The sequence below is a fragment of the Microbacterium algeriense genome, assembly GCF_008868005.1.
In the GTDB taxonomy this organism is placed as follows: Bacteria; Actinomycetota; Actinomycetes; order Actinomycetales; family Microbacteriaceae; genus Microbacterium; species Microbacterium algeriense.
Genome location: NZ_WAAO01000001.1, coordinates 1,141,026 through 1,154,610, shown reverse-complemented (window position 1 = coordinate 1,154,610; position 13,585 = coordinate 1,141,026). Strand labels below are relative to the sequence as shown.

At 70.5% G+C, this 13,585-nt stretch carries 16 protein-coding genes and 2 tRNA genes; 4 read left to right on the top strand and 14 right to left on the bottom strand.

Annotation, left to right across the window (positions count from 1 at the left end):
• The first annotated feature begins 1 nt into the window (after position 1).
• Together F6A08_RS05640 and F6A08_RS05635 are read left to right on the top strand one after the other, a co-directional pair.
• Positions 2 to 661 carry a fasciclin domain-containing protein gene (locus F6A08_RS05640; RefSeq protein WP_017201440.1) on the top strand — a complete coding sequence of 220 codons (660 nt, stop codon included), beginning with the start codon at positions 2 to 4 and terminating at the stop codon, positions 659 to 661.
• Positions 662 to 797: 136 nt separating this feature from the next.
• Positions 798 to 870, top strand: a tRNA-Lys gene (locus F6A08_RS05635).
• A 24-nt stretch (positions 871 to 894) separates the two neighbouring features.
• On the opposite strand, the gene F6A08_RS05630 is transcribed toward F6A08_RS05635, so the two are convergent.
• A complete protein-coding gene (locus F6A08_RS05630) occupies positions 895 to 1,371 on the bottom strand; it encodes a hypothetical protein (protein ID WP_017201441.1) in 477 nt (158 codons plus the stop codon).
• 172 nt (positions 1,372 to 1,543) lie between these two features.
• Between F6A08_RS05630 and F6A08_RS05625 the strand changes: the two genes are divergently transcribed.
• Positions 1,544 to 2,089, top strand: a complete 546-nt coding sequence (locus tag F6A08_RS05625; protein ID WP_017201442.1) for a type 1 glutamine amidotransferase domain-containing protein — start codon at positions 1,544 to 1,546, stop codon at positions 2,087 to 2,089.
• Between the two features lie 9 nt (positions 2,090 to 2,098).
• Here the strand turns inward: F6A08_RS05625 and F6A08_RS05620 are convergent, their stop codons facing one another.
• On the bottom strand, positions 2,099 to 2,614 hold the full coding sequence (locus F6A08_RS05620; RefSeq protein ID WP_017201443.1) for a CGNR zinc finger domain-containing protein: 516 nt from the start codon (positions 2,612 to 2,614) through the stop codon (positions 2,099 to 2,101).
• Positions 2,615 to 2,639: 25 nt separating this feature from the next.
• Here F6A08_RS05620 and F6A08_RS05615 point away from each other — a divergent pair, with 25 nt between their 5' ends.
• The gene (locus tag F6A08_RS05615) at positions 2,640 to 2,864 is read left to right on the top strand and encodes a hypothetical protein (RefSeq protein ID WP_151458848.1); all 225 of its coding nucleotides are present in this window, start codon (positions 2,640 to 2,642) and stop codon (positions 2,862 to 2,864) included.
• Positions 2,865 to 2,867: 3 nt separating this feature from the next.
• Here F6A08_RS05615 and F6A08_RS05610 read toward each other — a convergent pair whose 3' ends face one another.
• The 12 genes from F6A08_RS05610 to F6A08_RS05555 form a co-directional block, all read right to left on the bottom strand.
• Entirely contained in the window at positions 2,868 to 3,401 is a 534-nt protein-coding gene (locus F6A08_RS05610) for a DUF1697 domain-containing protein (protein ID WP_151458847.1), read from the bottom strand.
• On the bottom strand, positions 3,398 to 3,979 hold the full coding sequence (locus F6A08_RS05605; RefSeq protein ID WP_124896199.1) for an isochorismatase family protein: 582 nt from the start codon (positions 3,977 to 3,979) through the stop codon (positions 3,398 to 3,400). Before F6A08_RS05605 ends, F6A08_RS05610 begins: the two co-directional genes overlap by 4 nt.
• Before the next feature lie 67 nt (positions 3,980 to 4,046).
• Positions 4,047 to 4,119: transfer RNA gene (locus F6A08_RS05600), tRNA-Thr, on the bottom strand.
• Positions 4,120 to 4,188: 69 nt separating this feature from the next.
• Complete coding sequence (locus F6A08_RS05595) at positions 4,189 to 5,730, bottom strand: alpha/beta hydrolase (protein WP_017201447.1); 1,542 nt, start codon at positions 5,728 to 5,730, stop codon at positions 4,189 to 4,191.
• An 8-nt stretch (positions 5,731 to 5,738) separates the two neighbouring features.
• Positions 5,739 to 6,896 (bottom strand): DNA polymerase III subunit delta', encoded by a 1,158-nt coding sequence (locus F6A08_RS05590; protein ID WP_151458846.1) that lies wholly within the window; start codon positions 6,894 to 6,896, stop codon positions 5,739 to 5,741.
• A gap of 62 nt (positions 6,897 to 6,958) precedes the next feature.
• Complete coding sequence (gene tmk, locus F6A08_RS05585) at positions 6,959 to 7,588, bottom strand: dTMP kinase (protein ID WP_151458845.1); 630 nt, start codon at positions 7,586 to 7,588, stop codon at positions 6,959 to 6,961.
• Positions 7,585 to 10,476, bottom strand: a complete 2,892-nt coding sequence (gene topA, locus F6A08_RS05580; protein WP_151458844.1) for a type I DNA topoisomerase — start codon at positions 10,474 to 10,476, stop codon at positions 7,585 to 7,587. Before topA ends, tmk begins: the two co-directional genes overlap by 4 nt.
• 76 nt (positions 10,477 to 10,552) lie before the next feature.
• Complete coding sequence (locus tag F6A08_RS05575; RefSeq protein ID WP_151458843.1) at positions 10,553 to 10,882, bottom strand: Rv3654c family TadE-like protein; 330 nt, start codon at positions 10,880 to 10,882, stop codon at positions 10,553 to 10,555.
• The gene (locus F6A08_RS05570; RefSeq protein WP_225855747.1) at positions 10,882 to 11,253 is read right to left on the bottom strand and encodes a TadE family type IV pilus minor pilin; all 372 of its coding nucleotides are present in this window, start codon (positions 11,251 to 11,253) and stop codon (positions 10,882 to 10,884) included. The genes F6A08_RS05575 and F6A08_RS05570 overlap by 1 nt, the downstream gene beginning before the upstream one ends.
• Positions 11,254 to 11,270: 17 nt before the next feature.
• Positions 11,271 to 11,468: a DUF4244 domain-containing protein gene (locus F6A08_RS05565; RefSeq protein WP_017201452.1), complete on the bottom strand. Its 198-nt coding sequence runs from the start codon at positions 11,466 to 11,468 to the stop codon at positions 11,271 to 11,273.
• Positions 11,469 to 11,511: 43 nt separating this feature from the next.
• Positions 11,512 to 12,408 (bottom strand): type II secretion system F family protein, encoded by an 897-nt coding sequence (locus F6A08_RS05560; protein WP_225855746.1) that lies wholly within the window; start codon positions 12,406 to 12,408, stop codon positions 11,512 to 11,514.
• Entirely contained in the window at positions 12,405 to 13,412 is a 1,008-nt protein-coding gene (locus tag F6A08_RS05555; protein WP_151458840.1) for a TadA family conjugal transfer-associated ATPase, read from the bottom strand. The genes F6A08_RS05560 and F6A08_RS05555 overlap by 4 nt, the downstream gene beginning before the upstream one ends.
• Between the last annotated feature and the right edge of the window lie 173 nt (positions 13,413 to 13,585).

The window sequence follows — 13,585 nt, the reverse complement described above, 5'->3', positions numbered from 1 at the left end:
CATGTTCAGCACCAAGAAGAAGGTCACCGCAGCAGTCACCCTGGGCCTTGCGAGCGCGTTCCTGCTCTCCGCCTGTTCCATGGGCAGCGGCAGCACCACGGAGGAGTCGTCAGAGCCGAAGGCCCCCGAGACGTCGGAGTCGACGCCGATGGAGATGGACCCGGCGGCCAACCTCGTCGGCCCCGGCTGCGCCGCCTACGCCGAAGAGGTCCCGGACGGCGCCGGATCGATCCAGGGCATGTCCCAGGACCCCGTGGCCGTCGCCGCATCGAACAACCCGATGCTCACCACCCTGGTCTCGGCCGTGAGTGGACAGCTCAACCCCGACGTGAACCTCGTCGACACGCTCAACGGCGACGAGTTCACCGTGTTCGCCCCCGTGGACGACGCCTTCGCGAAGATCGACCCCGCCACCATCGAGGCGCTCAAGACCGACAGCGCGACTCTCAGCTCGATCCTCACCTACCACGTGGTCCCCGGCCAGATCGAGCCCGCTGACATCGCCGGTATGCACACCACGGTTCAGGGCGCCGACCTCGAGGTCACCGGCAGCGGCGACGACTGGATGGTCAACGACGCCAAGGTGATCTGCGGCGGAGTCCAGACCGCGAACGCCACCGTGTACCTCATCGACTCGGTGCTGATGCCGCCGGCCTCCTGAGCCGGCACGGTCGGGTGGGAAGACACCCGGCCGGCACCCTTCCCGGGGCCAGGAGGAGGGACTCGGGAAGGAAGAGGGGCCGTCCGCGACGCTGTCGCCGACGGCCCCTCGTCGTGCGCACTAGACTTGCCGGGAGGGGCCTCTAGCTCAGTTGGCAGAGCATCGGACTTTTAATCCGCGGGTCGTGGGTTCGAGCCCCACGGGGCCCACCGCACAGACCGCATCCGGTCGCCTCAGGAATCGCCCTCCGACGTGCCGGTCAGCAGTTCCTGACGGATCTCGGCCACGCCGTCCGGCAGCGACTCGCCGTGCATCGAGACGTCCGGAGCATCCGGACTCCCGCCGATGCCGCACACGGCGACGCTGTCCTGGCCGTTCAGGGTCTTGGGGATCACCACGAACCACAGCGACGGCTGATCGAGCCACTCGGCGGTCGCCATGTCGGGGAAGTACGTCGCATCCGGAGCGAGCGCCTTCGTGTTCGCGGTGCAGAGCTCGACCAGCTGCGCACTCGTGAACTCGGCGCCGGACTGCGGCGGCTCCGACGTCTCGGTCGGCGTCGGCGCGGGCGTGGCCGATCGCGTGGGGGTCGGACTCGGCGAGGGCGGCGCGGTGGTGGCGCTGGGCGTCGGAGTGGACGCCGGCGTCGGCGCGCATCCCGCGAGCAGGACGAGCACGGGCAGCAGCACGAGAGCGGGGCGGAGGCGCATATCTGGATGCTAGCGACGAGCTCGCGCCTTCGCCGCACACCTCGCGGCGCAGCGCCACTTCTCCTGTATCACCGCGTTCCGATCCCGGCCACCCCCTTCCCTCCCCTGCGGTCCCGAAAGAGGCTCGAGATGTCCCCGAACGGCGGACGACTCCCCCACGAAAGGAAGAACGATGACTCTCACCGGCAACCGAGTGGCATTCCTGGCGACGGACGGATTCGAGGACAGCGAGCTCACCAGCCCCTGGGAAGCGGTGACGGCCGAGGGGGCGAGCGCCACGCTCATCGCTCCCGACGGCGCCGCGATCACGGGCAAGAACGGCCACGAGCAGGCCGTGGATCTGACGGCGGCCGAGGCGAAGGCAGACCAGTTCGACGCCCTCGTGCTCCCGGGCGGCGTCGTGAACGCCGACCACCTGCGGCTCGACAAGCCCTCCATCGAACTGGCCCGGGCCTTCTTCGAACAGCACAAGCCGGTCGGCGTGATCTGCCACGGCGCCTGGATCCTCATCGAGGCCGGCGTGGTCGACGGACGCACCCTCACGAGCTACCCGAGCCTCACCACCGATCTCCGCAACGCCGGGGCGACCTGGGTCGACGAAGAGGTAGTGGTGGACGAGGGCCTGGTCTCCAGCCGGACTCCCGACGACCTTCCTGCCTTCAACGCGAAGCTCGTCGAGGAGATCGGCGAGGGAAAGCACGCGGGCCAGACCGCCTGACCGAGGCCGTCAGGCGCGAGCCCTGTGCCGACGGACGGCGGCGCGGTTGGCGCAGCGGACCGAGCAGAAGCGCTGCCGGCCGTTGCGTGTCACATCCGCGACGACGTTCGTGCACGGGGCCGCCTGACACCGCCCGAGCCGATTCATCCCGCGCGTGACGAGGTGCAGGGAGGTGCCGAGGCTGATGATCGCCCGGAGCACATACGGCAGGGACGGCACGTCATCGCGGTAGTGCAGGTGCCAGCCCTCGCCGTCGTGGTTGGTCAGGCGCGGGTACGCGGCCGCCGTGGCGAGCTGGGCATTGAGCAGCAGCGCCCTCTCGTCGGGGTCGGCCTCGTCCACGATCCGGAGCCAGTCGTCGATCACGGCGCGGACCTTCTCGTGGTCGTCGGGAGCGGGCGGGAAGGTCTGCGTCATCCCCAGGGCGAGGGTGCGCTCCTCGATCCCCGCGCGATTCTCCGGCCAGTCGTTGGCGAGAGAGGCGGCAAGGAGCACCGCATACTCGCCGTAAGGGTTGAGATGCATAAGACCATTACATCACGCTGGGATCATGACCTCGCTGAACACCCTCCCGCTCCCCCGCATCCGGCTCGACGACGCATCGCACGAGCATGCCTGGCTCGTGGAGTCCCGGCATCCGACCAGCGAAGGCGTCGTGCTGTACGTGCGCTGCGCGGAGTGCCACGTGCGCCGCGTCGACATCCAGGCCCACACGTCCCTCCCGCCGACGGCCGTCAGCCGCGGAACAGATCGCCCGCACGACGGAGCCGCGTGAGCGTCAGGCCGTCAGCTCGATCAGCGTGCGGGTCGTCCGCAGGTTGCGCGCCGTTCCCGACACCCCGAGCGCACGATCCAGGACCGCCTTCGTGAGCTTCGTGGAGTGCACGCCGCCCGCCCCGTAGTCGATCCACAGGTCGTCCCCGACCAGCGCGAGACGCTCGTCGGGCTGGAGCCGCGGCTCCAGGATCTCCAGGGCGCCGGGCGACGGAGTGCCCTCGAGGAACATCGCGTGCACGAACTTGACGTCCCCCTCGGGGAAGGGCTGAGCGGACTCCGACGCGATCAGCTGCGCATGCGACCGGTGGATGACCGGAGTGTCCACCCCGAACTCGGCATGGATGACCGCGCGTACGACTCCGGCCGTCGCGATCGGATCCCGCGGCGTCCGACACACGATGTTGCCGCTGGCGATATAGGTGGACACATCGACGAGGTCGGTGTCGGAGGCCAGCACCTCCCGCAGGCGCGCCATCGGGACGCTGTTCCGGCCGTTCACGTTCACGGCGCGCAGCAGCAGGACGCTGCGGCTCACGCGGCGGAGCTCTCGACCAGCTCGGCCCCTGCGTGCGCCAGCTCGGCCAGAGCCGCCTCGCTCGGCTCCGGGGCGACGCCGGCGATCAGATCCGTCAGCACCCGCACCCGGACGCCGTGCGCGATCGCGTCGAGCGCCGACGCGCGGACGCAGTGGTCGGTCGCGATACCGACGACATCGGCGCTCAGGACACCCGCAGCGGTGAGGACCGCGGCGACGCTGCTCCCGTCATCCGTCACGCCCTCGAACATCGAGTAGGCCGGCTTGCCCTGCCCCTTTCGAACGTGGTGCGTCACGGTGTCCGTCGCCAGCAGCGGATCGTACTCTGCACCCTCGGTGCCGGCGACGCAGTGGACCGGCCAGGAGTCGACGAAGTCCGGGGCCTCGGCGAAGTGCCCGCCGTTGTCGCCGTCGGCATCGTGCCAGTCGCGGGAGGCGATGATCACCTCGTATGCCGCCGCGTGCGCGGCCAGGAACGCGGTGATCCTTTCAGCCACGGCATCACCGCCCGCGACGGCGAGGGCACCATCCTCGGTGAAGTCGTTCTGCACATCGACGATGAGAAGGGCTCTGCTCATGATTCGAGCGTACGCCGTCGGGAACGGGAAAGGCCCCGTGATGTTCTTCGCATCACGGGGCCTTCGGAGCCGCTTGTCAGAATCGAACTGACGACCTTTTCATTACGAGTGAAATGCTCTGCCGACTGAGCTAAAGCGGCGTGCGACGCGTGAGCGGCGCGATCACCGATATTACCCTGTCTCGCGCTCGCTCGCGAATCGAGGCGCGGTCACTCGCAGCGCAGGCCGTCCTCCGGCACCACATCGTCGAGGAGGAAGGACTCGACCGCGTCGTCGACGCAGACGTTGCCCTTGTTGTATCCGGTGTGCCCCTCGCCCACGCGGGTGATGAGGACGCCCTCTTCGAGCTGGTCGGCGAGCGACTCCGACCACTCGTACGGAGTCGCGGGATCGTTGGTCGTGCCGACGACCAGGATCGGACCCGCTCCCTCGGCATGGATCTCCTCGCGCGTACCCGTGGGCGGATAGGGCCACACCTCACAGGAGTCCGGGCCGCTCCAGTACGGCGCGATCGTCGGAGCTCCCGCCGCGATCTTCGCATCCGTCGCCGCTTCGGCGGCCGGATCGTCTTCGACCGGATAGTCCATGCAGTTGTAGGCCCGGAAGGCCTCGGCGGAGTTGTCGGTGTAGACGCCGTTCTCGCGCCCGTTGTAGAAGTCGGCGAGCAGGAACGCCGTGGTCGGATCGCCCTGCAGCGCCTCGTCGAACGCCTGCGTCAGGTAGTCCCAGCTGTCCTGCGAGTAGAGCGCCGCGATGATGCCGGTCATCAGCGAGTCCGCGCCCAGGAGGCGACCGTCGCCGTTCTTCAGCGGCGTGCGGTCGACGCTCGCGAGCAGTGCGCCCAGGTCGGCCATCGCCTCGTCGACCGTGCCGTTGAACGGGCACTCGCCGGAATCCAGGCAGCTCTGCATGTACGCCCGGAGTGCCGATTCGAATCCGAGGGCCTGCGTGGCCCCCACTTCGAGCCCGGGAACCGAGGGGTCGATCGCGCCGTCCAGCACGAGGCGTCCGGCCTTCTCGGGGTACAGCTTGGCGTACGTCGCACCGAGGAACGTGCCGTACGAGTAGCCGAGATAGTTCAGCTGCTCGTCGCCCAGCAGCGCGCGGATCAGGTCCATGTCGCGAGCGGCGTTGATCGTCGTGATGTACGGCAGGATGCCATCGCTGTTGGCCTCGCATGCCTCGGCGAAGCCCTTGTGCGCGTCGAGCAGCTCGGCCTCCCATTCCGCGGTGCCGCGAGCGGCGGCGGGGATGCCGTAGAGATACTCATCCATCTCGGGGGCGTCATAGCAGGTCACCGCCGTCGAGGCGCCGACGCCGCGGGGATCGAAGCCGATCACGTCGAAGTTCTCGATGAGGTCGGGGCCGACCGCGAAGTCGAGGCTGTTCAGGACGAGGTCGACGCCGCTCGATCCGGGGCCGCCGGGATTGGTCAGCAGCGACCCCACCGCCGTCCCTTCGGCGCGGTGCCGGACGACGGACAGCGTGATCTCCCCCGTGCCAGGGTTCTCCCAGTCGAGGGGCGCCGTGACCTCCGTGCAGTCGAAGCCCGGACCGCAGTCGCTCCAGACCAGGTCCTGCGTGTAGAACGGCATCAGCTCCTCGGAGACACCCGCCGTGTCGGGAGTCTTCGTCGTCGACGGACGTGTCGACTGCTCGGGGATCATCGCGTACAGACACCCGGACAGGGCGACGGATGCGGCGGCGAGCCCCGCGACGACGGCGGCGGCGCGACGCAGGCGGGACGTCATTCGATTCTTCACGGTTTCCTCCCGCTCGCGATGGTCACGAGCAAGCTCTCCAGCGCGAGCAGAGGGGCGACGTTGCGCTCCAGCGACTGCCGCGTCTCGGCAAGGTGGTCAAGGACGACAAGGGTACGGGTGTCGGGCCAGGCGGAGGCGAGCGCCGTCAGTTCGGCCCGGAGCTCGCTGTTGATGAGGTCGTCGCCGCGTCCGAACTGCAGCATCACGACGTCGCGGAACAGCGACTGCAGATCGGTGAGCACCCGGTCGATGCCGTCCCGCAGGCTTCGAGTGGCACGCTTCTTCTGATCGTCTTCGAGGGCGGAGAGCTGCGTGCGCAGGGCCGGCGGCACGGCCTGCCCTTCCGCGACGCCGATCGTCCGCAGCAGCGAGGCGCGCTCTGCGGCGTCGCGTTCGGCCGTCAGCGCCTTCGCGTCCTCGGTCGCCGCCTGGATGATGCGCCCGGCCACCTCGACGGCGTCTCCGACACCGCGGACCCCGAGCACCGAGCGTAGCGTCTCGTCCCGGCGGCGCCGCGCCGCGTCATCGGTCGCGAGACGCTGCGCCATGCCGATGTGGCGCTGCGCGTGCCGCGCCGCCTGCTCCGCGATGCCCTCGTCGACACCGGTGCGCAGGCTGATCAGACGCGCGACGTCGGCGACGTCGGGTTCGCGCAGCCGCAGCGACCGCACGCGGGAGCGGATGGTCGGCAGCAGGTCGGCCTCGCTCGGGGCGCACAGGATCCACACCGTCTGTTCCGGCGGCTCCTCGAGCGCCTTCAGCAGCACGTTCGAGGTGCGCTCGACCATGCGGTCGGCGTCTTCGACCACGATGACCCGGTACCGGCCGGCCGAGGGGGCGAAGTAGGAGCGTTCGACGAGCGCGCGGGCCTCGGCGATCGTGATGATGACCTTGTCGGTGCGCAGCGAGGTCACGTCGGGGTGCGTGCCGGCGAGGACCTGCCGCATCACCGTCTCGTCGTCGGGGCTGTCGGCGATGAGCGCCGCCGCGAAGGCGTACGCCAGGGTCGAGCGGCCCGAGCCAGGCGGACCGGTGATCAGCCACGCGTGCGACAGGGCCGCCGGGTCGGAGGCCGCGGCGCGCAGCGTGTCGACGGCGGCGCCCTGCCCCCACACATCCGCCCACGGGAAAGGAGCGGGAACGGTCTGGGGCATGCACTCAGCCTAATCGGGACCGCCGACGCGCACAGCGCCCCGCTTTCCCGAGCGCGTCCGACTCAGCCGAGCAGCGCGCCCACGCGGGCGCGGATGCGCTCGGCGATCGCCTCGGGGCGCTCCGCGGCATCGAGCACCAGGAACCTCTCCGGCTCCGCGAGCGCCAGCGCCAGGTAGGCGTCGCGGACGCGGCCGTGGAACTCCTCGCGCTCGGCTTCGAGCCGGTCGAACGGTTTGTCGTCGGCGTCGAGCCGGGTGCGGGCCGCGGCCGGGTCGAGGTCGAGCAGCAGCGTCAGGTCGGGAAGCGCTCCCTCGGCCGCCCACAGCGACAGGTCGCGGACCTCGGTCGCGTCGAGCACCCGGCCGGCGCCCTGGTACGCGACGGACGAGTCGAGGTAGCGATCCTGCAGCACGATGTCGCCGCGCTCGATCGCCGGACGGACGACGGTCGCGACATGGTGCGCGCGATCGGCGGCGTACAGCAGCGCCTCCGCCCTCGGGGCGATGTCGCCGCGGTGGTGCAGGACGATGTCTCGGATCAGCTGACCCACCTCGGAGCCGCCGGGCTCACGGGTGCGCACGACCGTGCGACCCTCGCCCTCGAGCCACTCTGCGAGCAGATTCGACTGCGTGGTCTTGCCCGAGCCGTCTCCGCCTTCGAGGGTGATCCACACGCCGCGACCTGAGGTCACGAGTCCGCCTTCTCCGCGGCCTTCGCCGCTGCGTTCGCCGCGCGGGTGGCCGCGGCCTTCTTCGCCGCCGCGGAGCGGGCCGCCGACGTCGCCGCCGTGGTCTTCTTCGCCGGCGCCTTCTTGGCCGTAGTCTTCGCGGCACCGCTCTTGGCCGCGGCGGTCTTGGCCGGAGCCTTCTTCGCCGGAGCCTTCTTCGCCGGCGCCTTCTTCGCGCCGCGCTTCGGAGCAGGTCCCTTGGCGCGCTTGTCGGCCAGCATCTGCACCGCGATCTCGAACGTGATGTCCTCGACCTTCTGGCCCCGCGGGATGGTCACATTCGTCTCACCGTCGGTGACGTATGCCCCGAAGCGACCGTCCCGGATGCGGATCGGCTTGCCGCTGACGGGGTCGGCCTCGAACTCGGCGAGCGCGCTCGACGCCCGGCGACCCGCGCCGTACTTCGGCTGCGCGTAGATCTCGAGCGCCTGCTCGAGCGTCACATCGAAGATCTGCGACTCGCTCTCGAGCGAGCGGGAGTCGGTGCCCTTCTTCAGATACGGGCCGAACCGCCCGTTCTGGGCTGTGATCTCATCGCCCGTCTCGGGGTCGACGCCCACGACTCGCGGCAGGCTCAGCAGCTGGAGCGCGGTGTCGAGCTCGATCGTGTCGACCGACATCGACCGGAACAGCGAGGCGGTGCGCGGCTTGGGGGCCGCTTCCTTCTTCGCACCGCGCTTGCGCTTCGAGCCGGCTTCCACGACTTCGCCGGTCGCCTCGTCCACGGCCGCATCATCGGGCACGGGGTCGTTCTCCTGCACGTACGGCCCGAAGCGGCCGTCCTTGACGACGATGATCTTGCCGTTCTCGGGGTTCTCGCCGAGCACCCGGTCACCGGCGACGGGGGCATCGATGAGCTCCTGCGCCTTCTCCGCGGTCAGCTCATCGGGCGCGAGGTCCTCCGGCACGTTGACGATGCGCGGCTTGGCGTCCGGGTTCTCGGGGTCGGCGACCTCGAGGTACGGGCCGTACTTGCCGAAGCGCAGCGTGGCCGTGTCCGTGATGCGCGTGGAGTTCAGCGCGCGGGCGTCGATCTCACCGAGGTTGTCGACGACCTGACGCAGACCCACGTGGGAGTCCGAGCCGAAGTAGAACGACTTGAGCCATTCGACGCGGTTCTGCTCGCCGCGGGCGATCGTGTCGAGGTCGTCCTCCAGCGCAGCGGTGAAGTCGTAGTCGACGAGCTCGGCGAAGTGCTCCTCGAGCAGCCGGACCACGCTGAAGGCGAGCCAGGTCGGCACGAGCGCCTGCCCGCGCTTGACCGCGTAGCCGCGATCGAGGATGGTCTCGGGGATGGTCGCGAACGTCGAAGGACGCCCGATGCCCTTCTCCTCGAGCACCTTCACCAGCGAGGCTTCGGTGTAGCGCGGCTTGGGCGTCGTGCGGTGACCCTTGGCCTCAGCCTCCGACAGTGCGAGCTCGTCGCCGACGGCCACGGCCGGGAGAGACTGGTTCTCCGCCGCATCGGCATCGCCGCGCTTCTCGTCGCGCCCCTCCTCGTAGGCCTCCAGGAAGCCCTTGAAGGTGTAGACGGTTCCGGACGCCGTGAACTCGGCGAGCTTCGCGGCGCCGGCGCCGTGCTTCTCCGTGTCGACGGCGATCGTGACCGTGGTGGTCTCGTACTTCGCGTCGGCCATCTGGCTGGCGACGGTGCGCTTCCAGATGAGGTCGTAGAGGCGCTGCTCGTCACGGTCCATCTCCGACGACACCGAAGCCGGGGTGCGGAAGGTCTCGCCGGAGGGGCGGATGGCCTCGTGCGCCTCCTGGGCGTTCTTGCTCTTCGACTTGTAGACACGGGGCTTGAGCGGCACGGCGCTGTCGCCGTAGAGCGCGACCGCCTGGCTCCGCGCCGCCTGCACCGCCTGGGTGCTCAGCGCCGTGGAGTCGGTACGCATATAGGTGATGTACCCCTTCTCGTACAGACGTTGCGCGACGCTCATCGCCTGCTTTGCGCCCATGGAGAGCTTGCGACCGGCCTCCTGCTGCATCGTGGAGGTCGTGAACGGGGCGTAGGGGCTGCGCGTTCCCGGCTTGGCCTCGACCTTGGTGACGGTGCCGGCGCCGGCGGCGTCGACGGCGTCGGCGAGTGCGGTCGCCGTGGCCTCGTCGAGGACGACCACCGCCTTCTTGAGCTTTCCGGTGTCATCGAAGTCCGTGCCGCGGGCGAGCTGTCCCCCGTCGACGCGGACGAGGCGGACGCGGAAGGAGGTGCCGGCGGCCGCGGCGGCCGCGTCGACGTCCCAGTAGTCGGCGGAGACGAAGGCCATGCGCTCGCGCTCGCGGTCGACGATCAGGCGGGTGGCGGCGGACTGCACGCGTCCGGCGGAGATGCCGGTCTTGACCTTGTACCAGAGCACGGGCGAGACGTCCCAGCCGTACAGCCGGTCGAGGATGCGGCGGGTCTCCTGCGCGTCGACCAGCGCGTGATCCAGCTCGCGGGTGTTCCCCACAGCGGCCTGGATCGCGTCCTTGGTGATCTCGTGGAAGACCATGCGCTTGACGGGAACCTTGGGCTTCAGGGTCTCGAGCAGGTGCCAGGCGATCGCCTCGCCCTCACGGTCCTCATCAGTGGCGAGCAGGAGTTCGTCGGCGGTCTTGAGCGCACGCTTGAGCTCCGCGACGGTCTTGGTCTTGCGATCCGAGACGACGTAGTAGGGGTCGAAGCCGTTCTCGATGTCGATCGAGTACTTCCCGTAGGCCTTCTTGTCGTCGGCCGGGATGTCCTTCTTGTCAGCCAGGTCGCGGATGTGGCCGACGGAGCTGAGCACCTCGTAGCCGTCGCCGAGGTATCCCTGAATAGACCGCATCTTCGTCGGGGACTCGACGATGACGAGCTTCTTGCCTTCAGCCAAGGGGCGTCCTTTCTTCGAAGCACACCATACACACCACTGTGTGGGGTCGTTCACAGTGAGGGAGGTCGCGCGGCCGTCACTGTCCCTCGGGTGGCCCGGCACGGGCTCGGGAGACGGCTGCGAGTCCAGCGTACGCCGACTGCACCTGCACGGTCGCCACGAAGCCCTGGACGACGCAGGTCGTGAGCGCGGCGCCTCCTGCTCGCGCCACCCGTTCGGCGACGGCGCACGGGGCCTCCGCGCTGGGCACCGCACCGCTGGCGACGTCGGCCGCGGCGAGCGCTGCGGCGTCCGCGGCACCGGCCGCGCGCTGCGCCGTCACGGCGGCGCCGCCGACAGCGGCGAGCCCGAGCGACAGAGTCGCGGCGACGGCCAGCACCCCGGCGGCCACGGCGGAGCCCGCCATCAGAGTCCCCCCTCGAGCGCACAGCTGTGCGCCGAGAGGGGAACCCGCACGAGAGCTCCGACCGCCATCTCGACCGAGGCCGTCACGCACACCACATCGCCGGAGATCGAGGACGACACCGCCGCGCCGGGAACGGCCGCCTGCACGACGCGCTGGGCGGAGCCGGCGCCCTCACCGCGACCCAGCAGTCGCGCCGCGTCCGCGGATGCGTCCTGGAGCAGGACCTGTCGGGATGCTGCGCCGAGCGCCCCTGTCCCGAGCAGGAGAGCCAGGACGACCGCCGGAAGAGCGAGCGCGAGCTCGGCAGCGACGGCCCCTCGCTCGTCTGCGCGCCCGGCCGCGGCGCCGCGTCGTCCGCGATGTCCTGTCATCGCCGTCCTGCTGTGCATCACGACACCGTCAGCGCCCGTCGCACGAGATCCGTGAGGATGCCGCGCACCTCGTCGGATCTCATGATGGCGACGAGCAGCCCGGCGAAGGCCACGGCGGCCATGGTCGTGATGGCGTACTCGGCGGTGGCGGCTCCGGTCTCGTCGTCGAACAGGGCGGCGGCGCGGCGGCGATCCAACCGGGGAATCGCGTTCATGATGTTCCTTCTTTCTGTCGGATGCTCGCGCATCGGGATGGGGTCAGGACGGCAGAGGGGTCGCGGCGAGGACGCTGAGCAGCAGCGGCGCCACCCCGAGCAGGAGGAAGGCGGGCAGCGTGCACACGCCGAGCGGGAGCAGCAGCTGCGTGGAGAGCCTGGCCGCGCGCAGCCGACCCTGCACTCTGGCGGAGTGACGGTCTTCGGCGGCGGAGGCGCGGAGGAGCTCCACGGCGGGCACACCCGCCGCCCGCGACAGGTCGAGCACGGCGCGGACCCGCCCGTCGCCCTCTCCCGGCGCGGCGGTCTGCGAGACGAGCTGCAGAGCACGGTCGATGGATGCGCCACCCGCGAGCGCGACCGCGACCAGTTCGGCGCGCATCCCCGGCGTCCCGGGAGCGGGGGCGGCCTTGCGCAGCAGTCGCCCGGTCCAGGCCCGGGCAGCCAGCACGAGGAGCAGGCCGCAGACCGCGCACGCGAGTCCCAGCGGGTTCCGGGTGATGACTCCCACACTGTCGAAGCCGAGGGCGAACCCGAGCAGGAGGCCGGCGAGCGGCATCCAGAGCAGCAGGCGCGCCGTGCCGGCCGGTTCGGCGAGGGCGATGCGAACGTCGTCGGCCGCGGACGCCGCGTCCCGAAGCGTCTCCGCGATCATCCGGAGGACCTCGGCGAGCGGCGCACCCACGATCGTGGCGATCTCCCATGCGGCGGCGAGTTCTGCCCACACCCCTTTCTCCGCCTCGATCGCAGCGACGATGGGAGTCCCCTCGTCCACACGCTCGATCACGGCGATCGCGTGCGGATCCCCGGTGTCGGCGAGGTGACGCCAGGCCACGAGCGGCACAGCACCGGCCTGCAGCAGCACCGCCAGCGTCTGCACGGAGGCGGCCGCGTCGGTCGTCGCCGCACGCTCCGACGTCGAGACCGCGCGACGGCTCACCACGGTCGCACCTCTTCGATGTCGAGGCGGTCGTCGACGATGACCAGGCGTCCCGCCTGCCGGATGCGCCGGCCGCCCCCGGGCGCGCGGTCCAGGTGGAGGACCACCGTGAACGCGCTGACCGCCTGCCGCGCCAGCGCGACGGCGTCCATCCCGGCGAGGGCGCCCAGCGCCTCGAGCCGGGCGGGGACATCGTGCAGCCCGCTGGCGTGCAGCGTTCCCGCGCCGCCGTCGTGGCCGGTGTTGAGCGCGGTGAGCAGCTCGCGCACCTCTTCGCCGCGGCATTCCCCCACCACGAGCCGGTCGGGTCGCATCCGGAGCGACTCGCGGACCAGGCGGGCGAGGGCGATGCCACCCGCCCCTTCCAGATTGGGCTGTCTCGCCTCGAGGGCGACGTGATGGGGATGCCGCGGACGCAACTCGGCGACGTCCTCGATCGTGACGATGCGCTCGCCCGGAGGGACCTCCGACAGCAGCGCCGAGAGCAGCGTGGTCTTGCCCGTCCCGGTCCCTCCGGTGATGAGGATGTTCGCGCGCTCCGCAACGAGCCGCAGGAGCCAGCGCTGCTGCGGGGCCTCGAAGGTTCCCAGCGCCGCGAGCGCCCCGAGGTCGGCCGCGCGCACACGAGGGATGCGGATCGACAGCGCGGTGCCCGTGGTCGAGACAGGCGCGAGAACCGCGTGCACGCGGATGTCCGACGCGAGACGCACGTCCACGCACGGCGCCTGGTCGTCGAGGTGCCGTCCGCCGAGACCGACGAGGGACACCGCGAGGTCGCGGACCTCGCGCTCGGACGCGCGCCAGCCGGGCACCGACTCCGCGCCGGCGCCCCGATCGAGGAACAATCCGCCCGCCCCGTTCACGAAGACGTCCGTCACCGACTCGTCGATGTGCGCCAGGAGCGGACCGAAGGCCGGGTCCAGGTGCGGACGCGCGCTGGGGGCCGTCGGCGCCGTGACGGCGTGCTCCGCTCCCCGGGGCTGGATGACGAACGAGTGTGCCATGCCGCGACGCTACGCAGGCTGCGTGCACGAAGAGCCGCGGTCCGTGAGCTCGAGCCGAGGACTGTGCAGAAGCCGCTTCCCCGTCGCGCGGTGCAGGGACCCGGTGCGCACAGACGACCAGAGACCGAGAGCGCTCCCAATGGAATGGGCGGCATCTCACGGGGGGAATGAGA

Coding starts and splice junctions, on each gene's coding strand:
- F6A08_RS05565 (WP_017201452.1), bottom strand. CDS start 11,468: ATGAACGCGATTCCCCGGTTGGATCGCCGCCGCGCCGCCGCCCTGTTC.
- F6A08_RS05555 (WP_151458840.1), bottom strand. CDS start 13,412: ATGGCACACTCGTTCGTCATCCAGCCCCGGGGAGCGGAGCACGCCGTC.
- F6A08_RS05575 (WP_151458843.1), bottom strand. CDS start 10,882: ATGGCGGGCTCCGCCGTGGCCGCCGGGGTGCTGGCCGTCGCCGCGACT.
- F6A08_RS05640 (WP_017201440.1), top strand. CDS start 2: ATGTTCAGCACCAAGAAGAAGGTCACCGCAGCAGTCACCCTGGGCCTT.
- F6A08_RS05630 (WP_017201441.1), bottom strand. CDS start 1,371: ATGCGCCTCCGCCCCGCTCTCGTGCTGCTGCCCGTGCTCGTCCTGCTC.
- F6A08_RS05620 (WP_017201443.1), bottom strand. CDS start 2,614: ATGCATCTCAACCCTTACGGCGAGTATGCGGTGCTCCTTGCCGCCTCT.
- F6A08_RS05605 (WP_124896199.1), bottom strand. CDS start 3,979: ATGAGCAGAGCCCTTCTCATCGTCGATGTGCAGAACGACTTCACCGAG.
- F6A08_RS05615 (WP_151458848.1), top strand. CDS start 2,640: ATGACCTCGCTGAACACCCTCCCGCTCCCCCGCATCCGGCTCGACGAC.
- F6A08_RS05570 (WP_225855747.1), bottom strand. CDS start 11,253: ATGACAGGACATCGCGGACGACGCGGCGCCGCGGCCGGGCGCGCAGAC.
- F6A08_RS05595 (WP_017201447.1), bottom strand. CDS start 5,730: ATGACGTCCCGCCTGCGTCGCGCCGCCGCCGTCGTCGCGGGGCTCGCC.
- F6A08_RS05625 (WP_017201442.1), top strand. CDS start 1,544: ATGACTCTCACCGGCAACCGAGTGGCATTCCTGGCGACGGACGGATTC.
- F6A08_RS05590 (WP_151458846.1), bottom strand. CDS start 6,896: ATGCCCCAGACCGTTCCCGCTCCTTTCCCGTGGGCGGATGTGTGGGGG.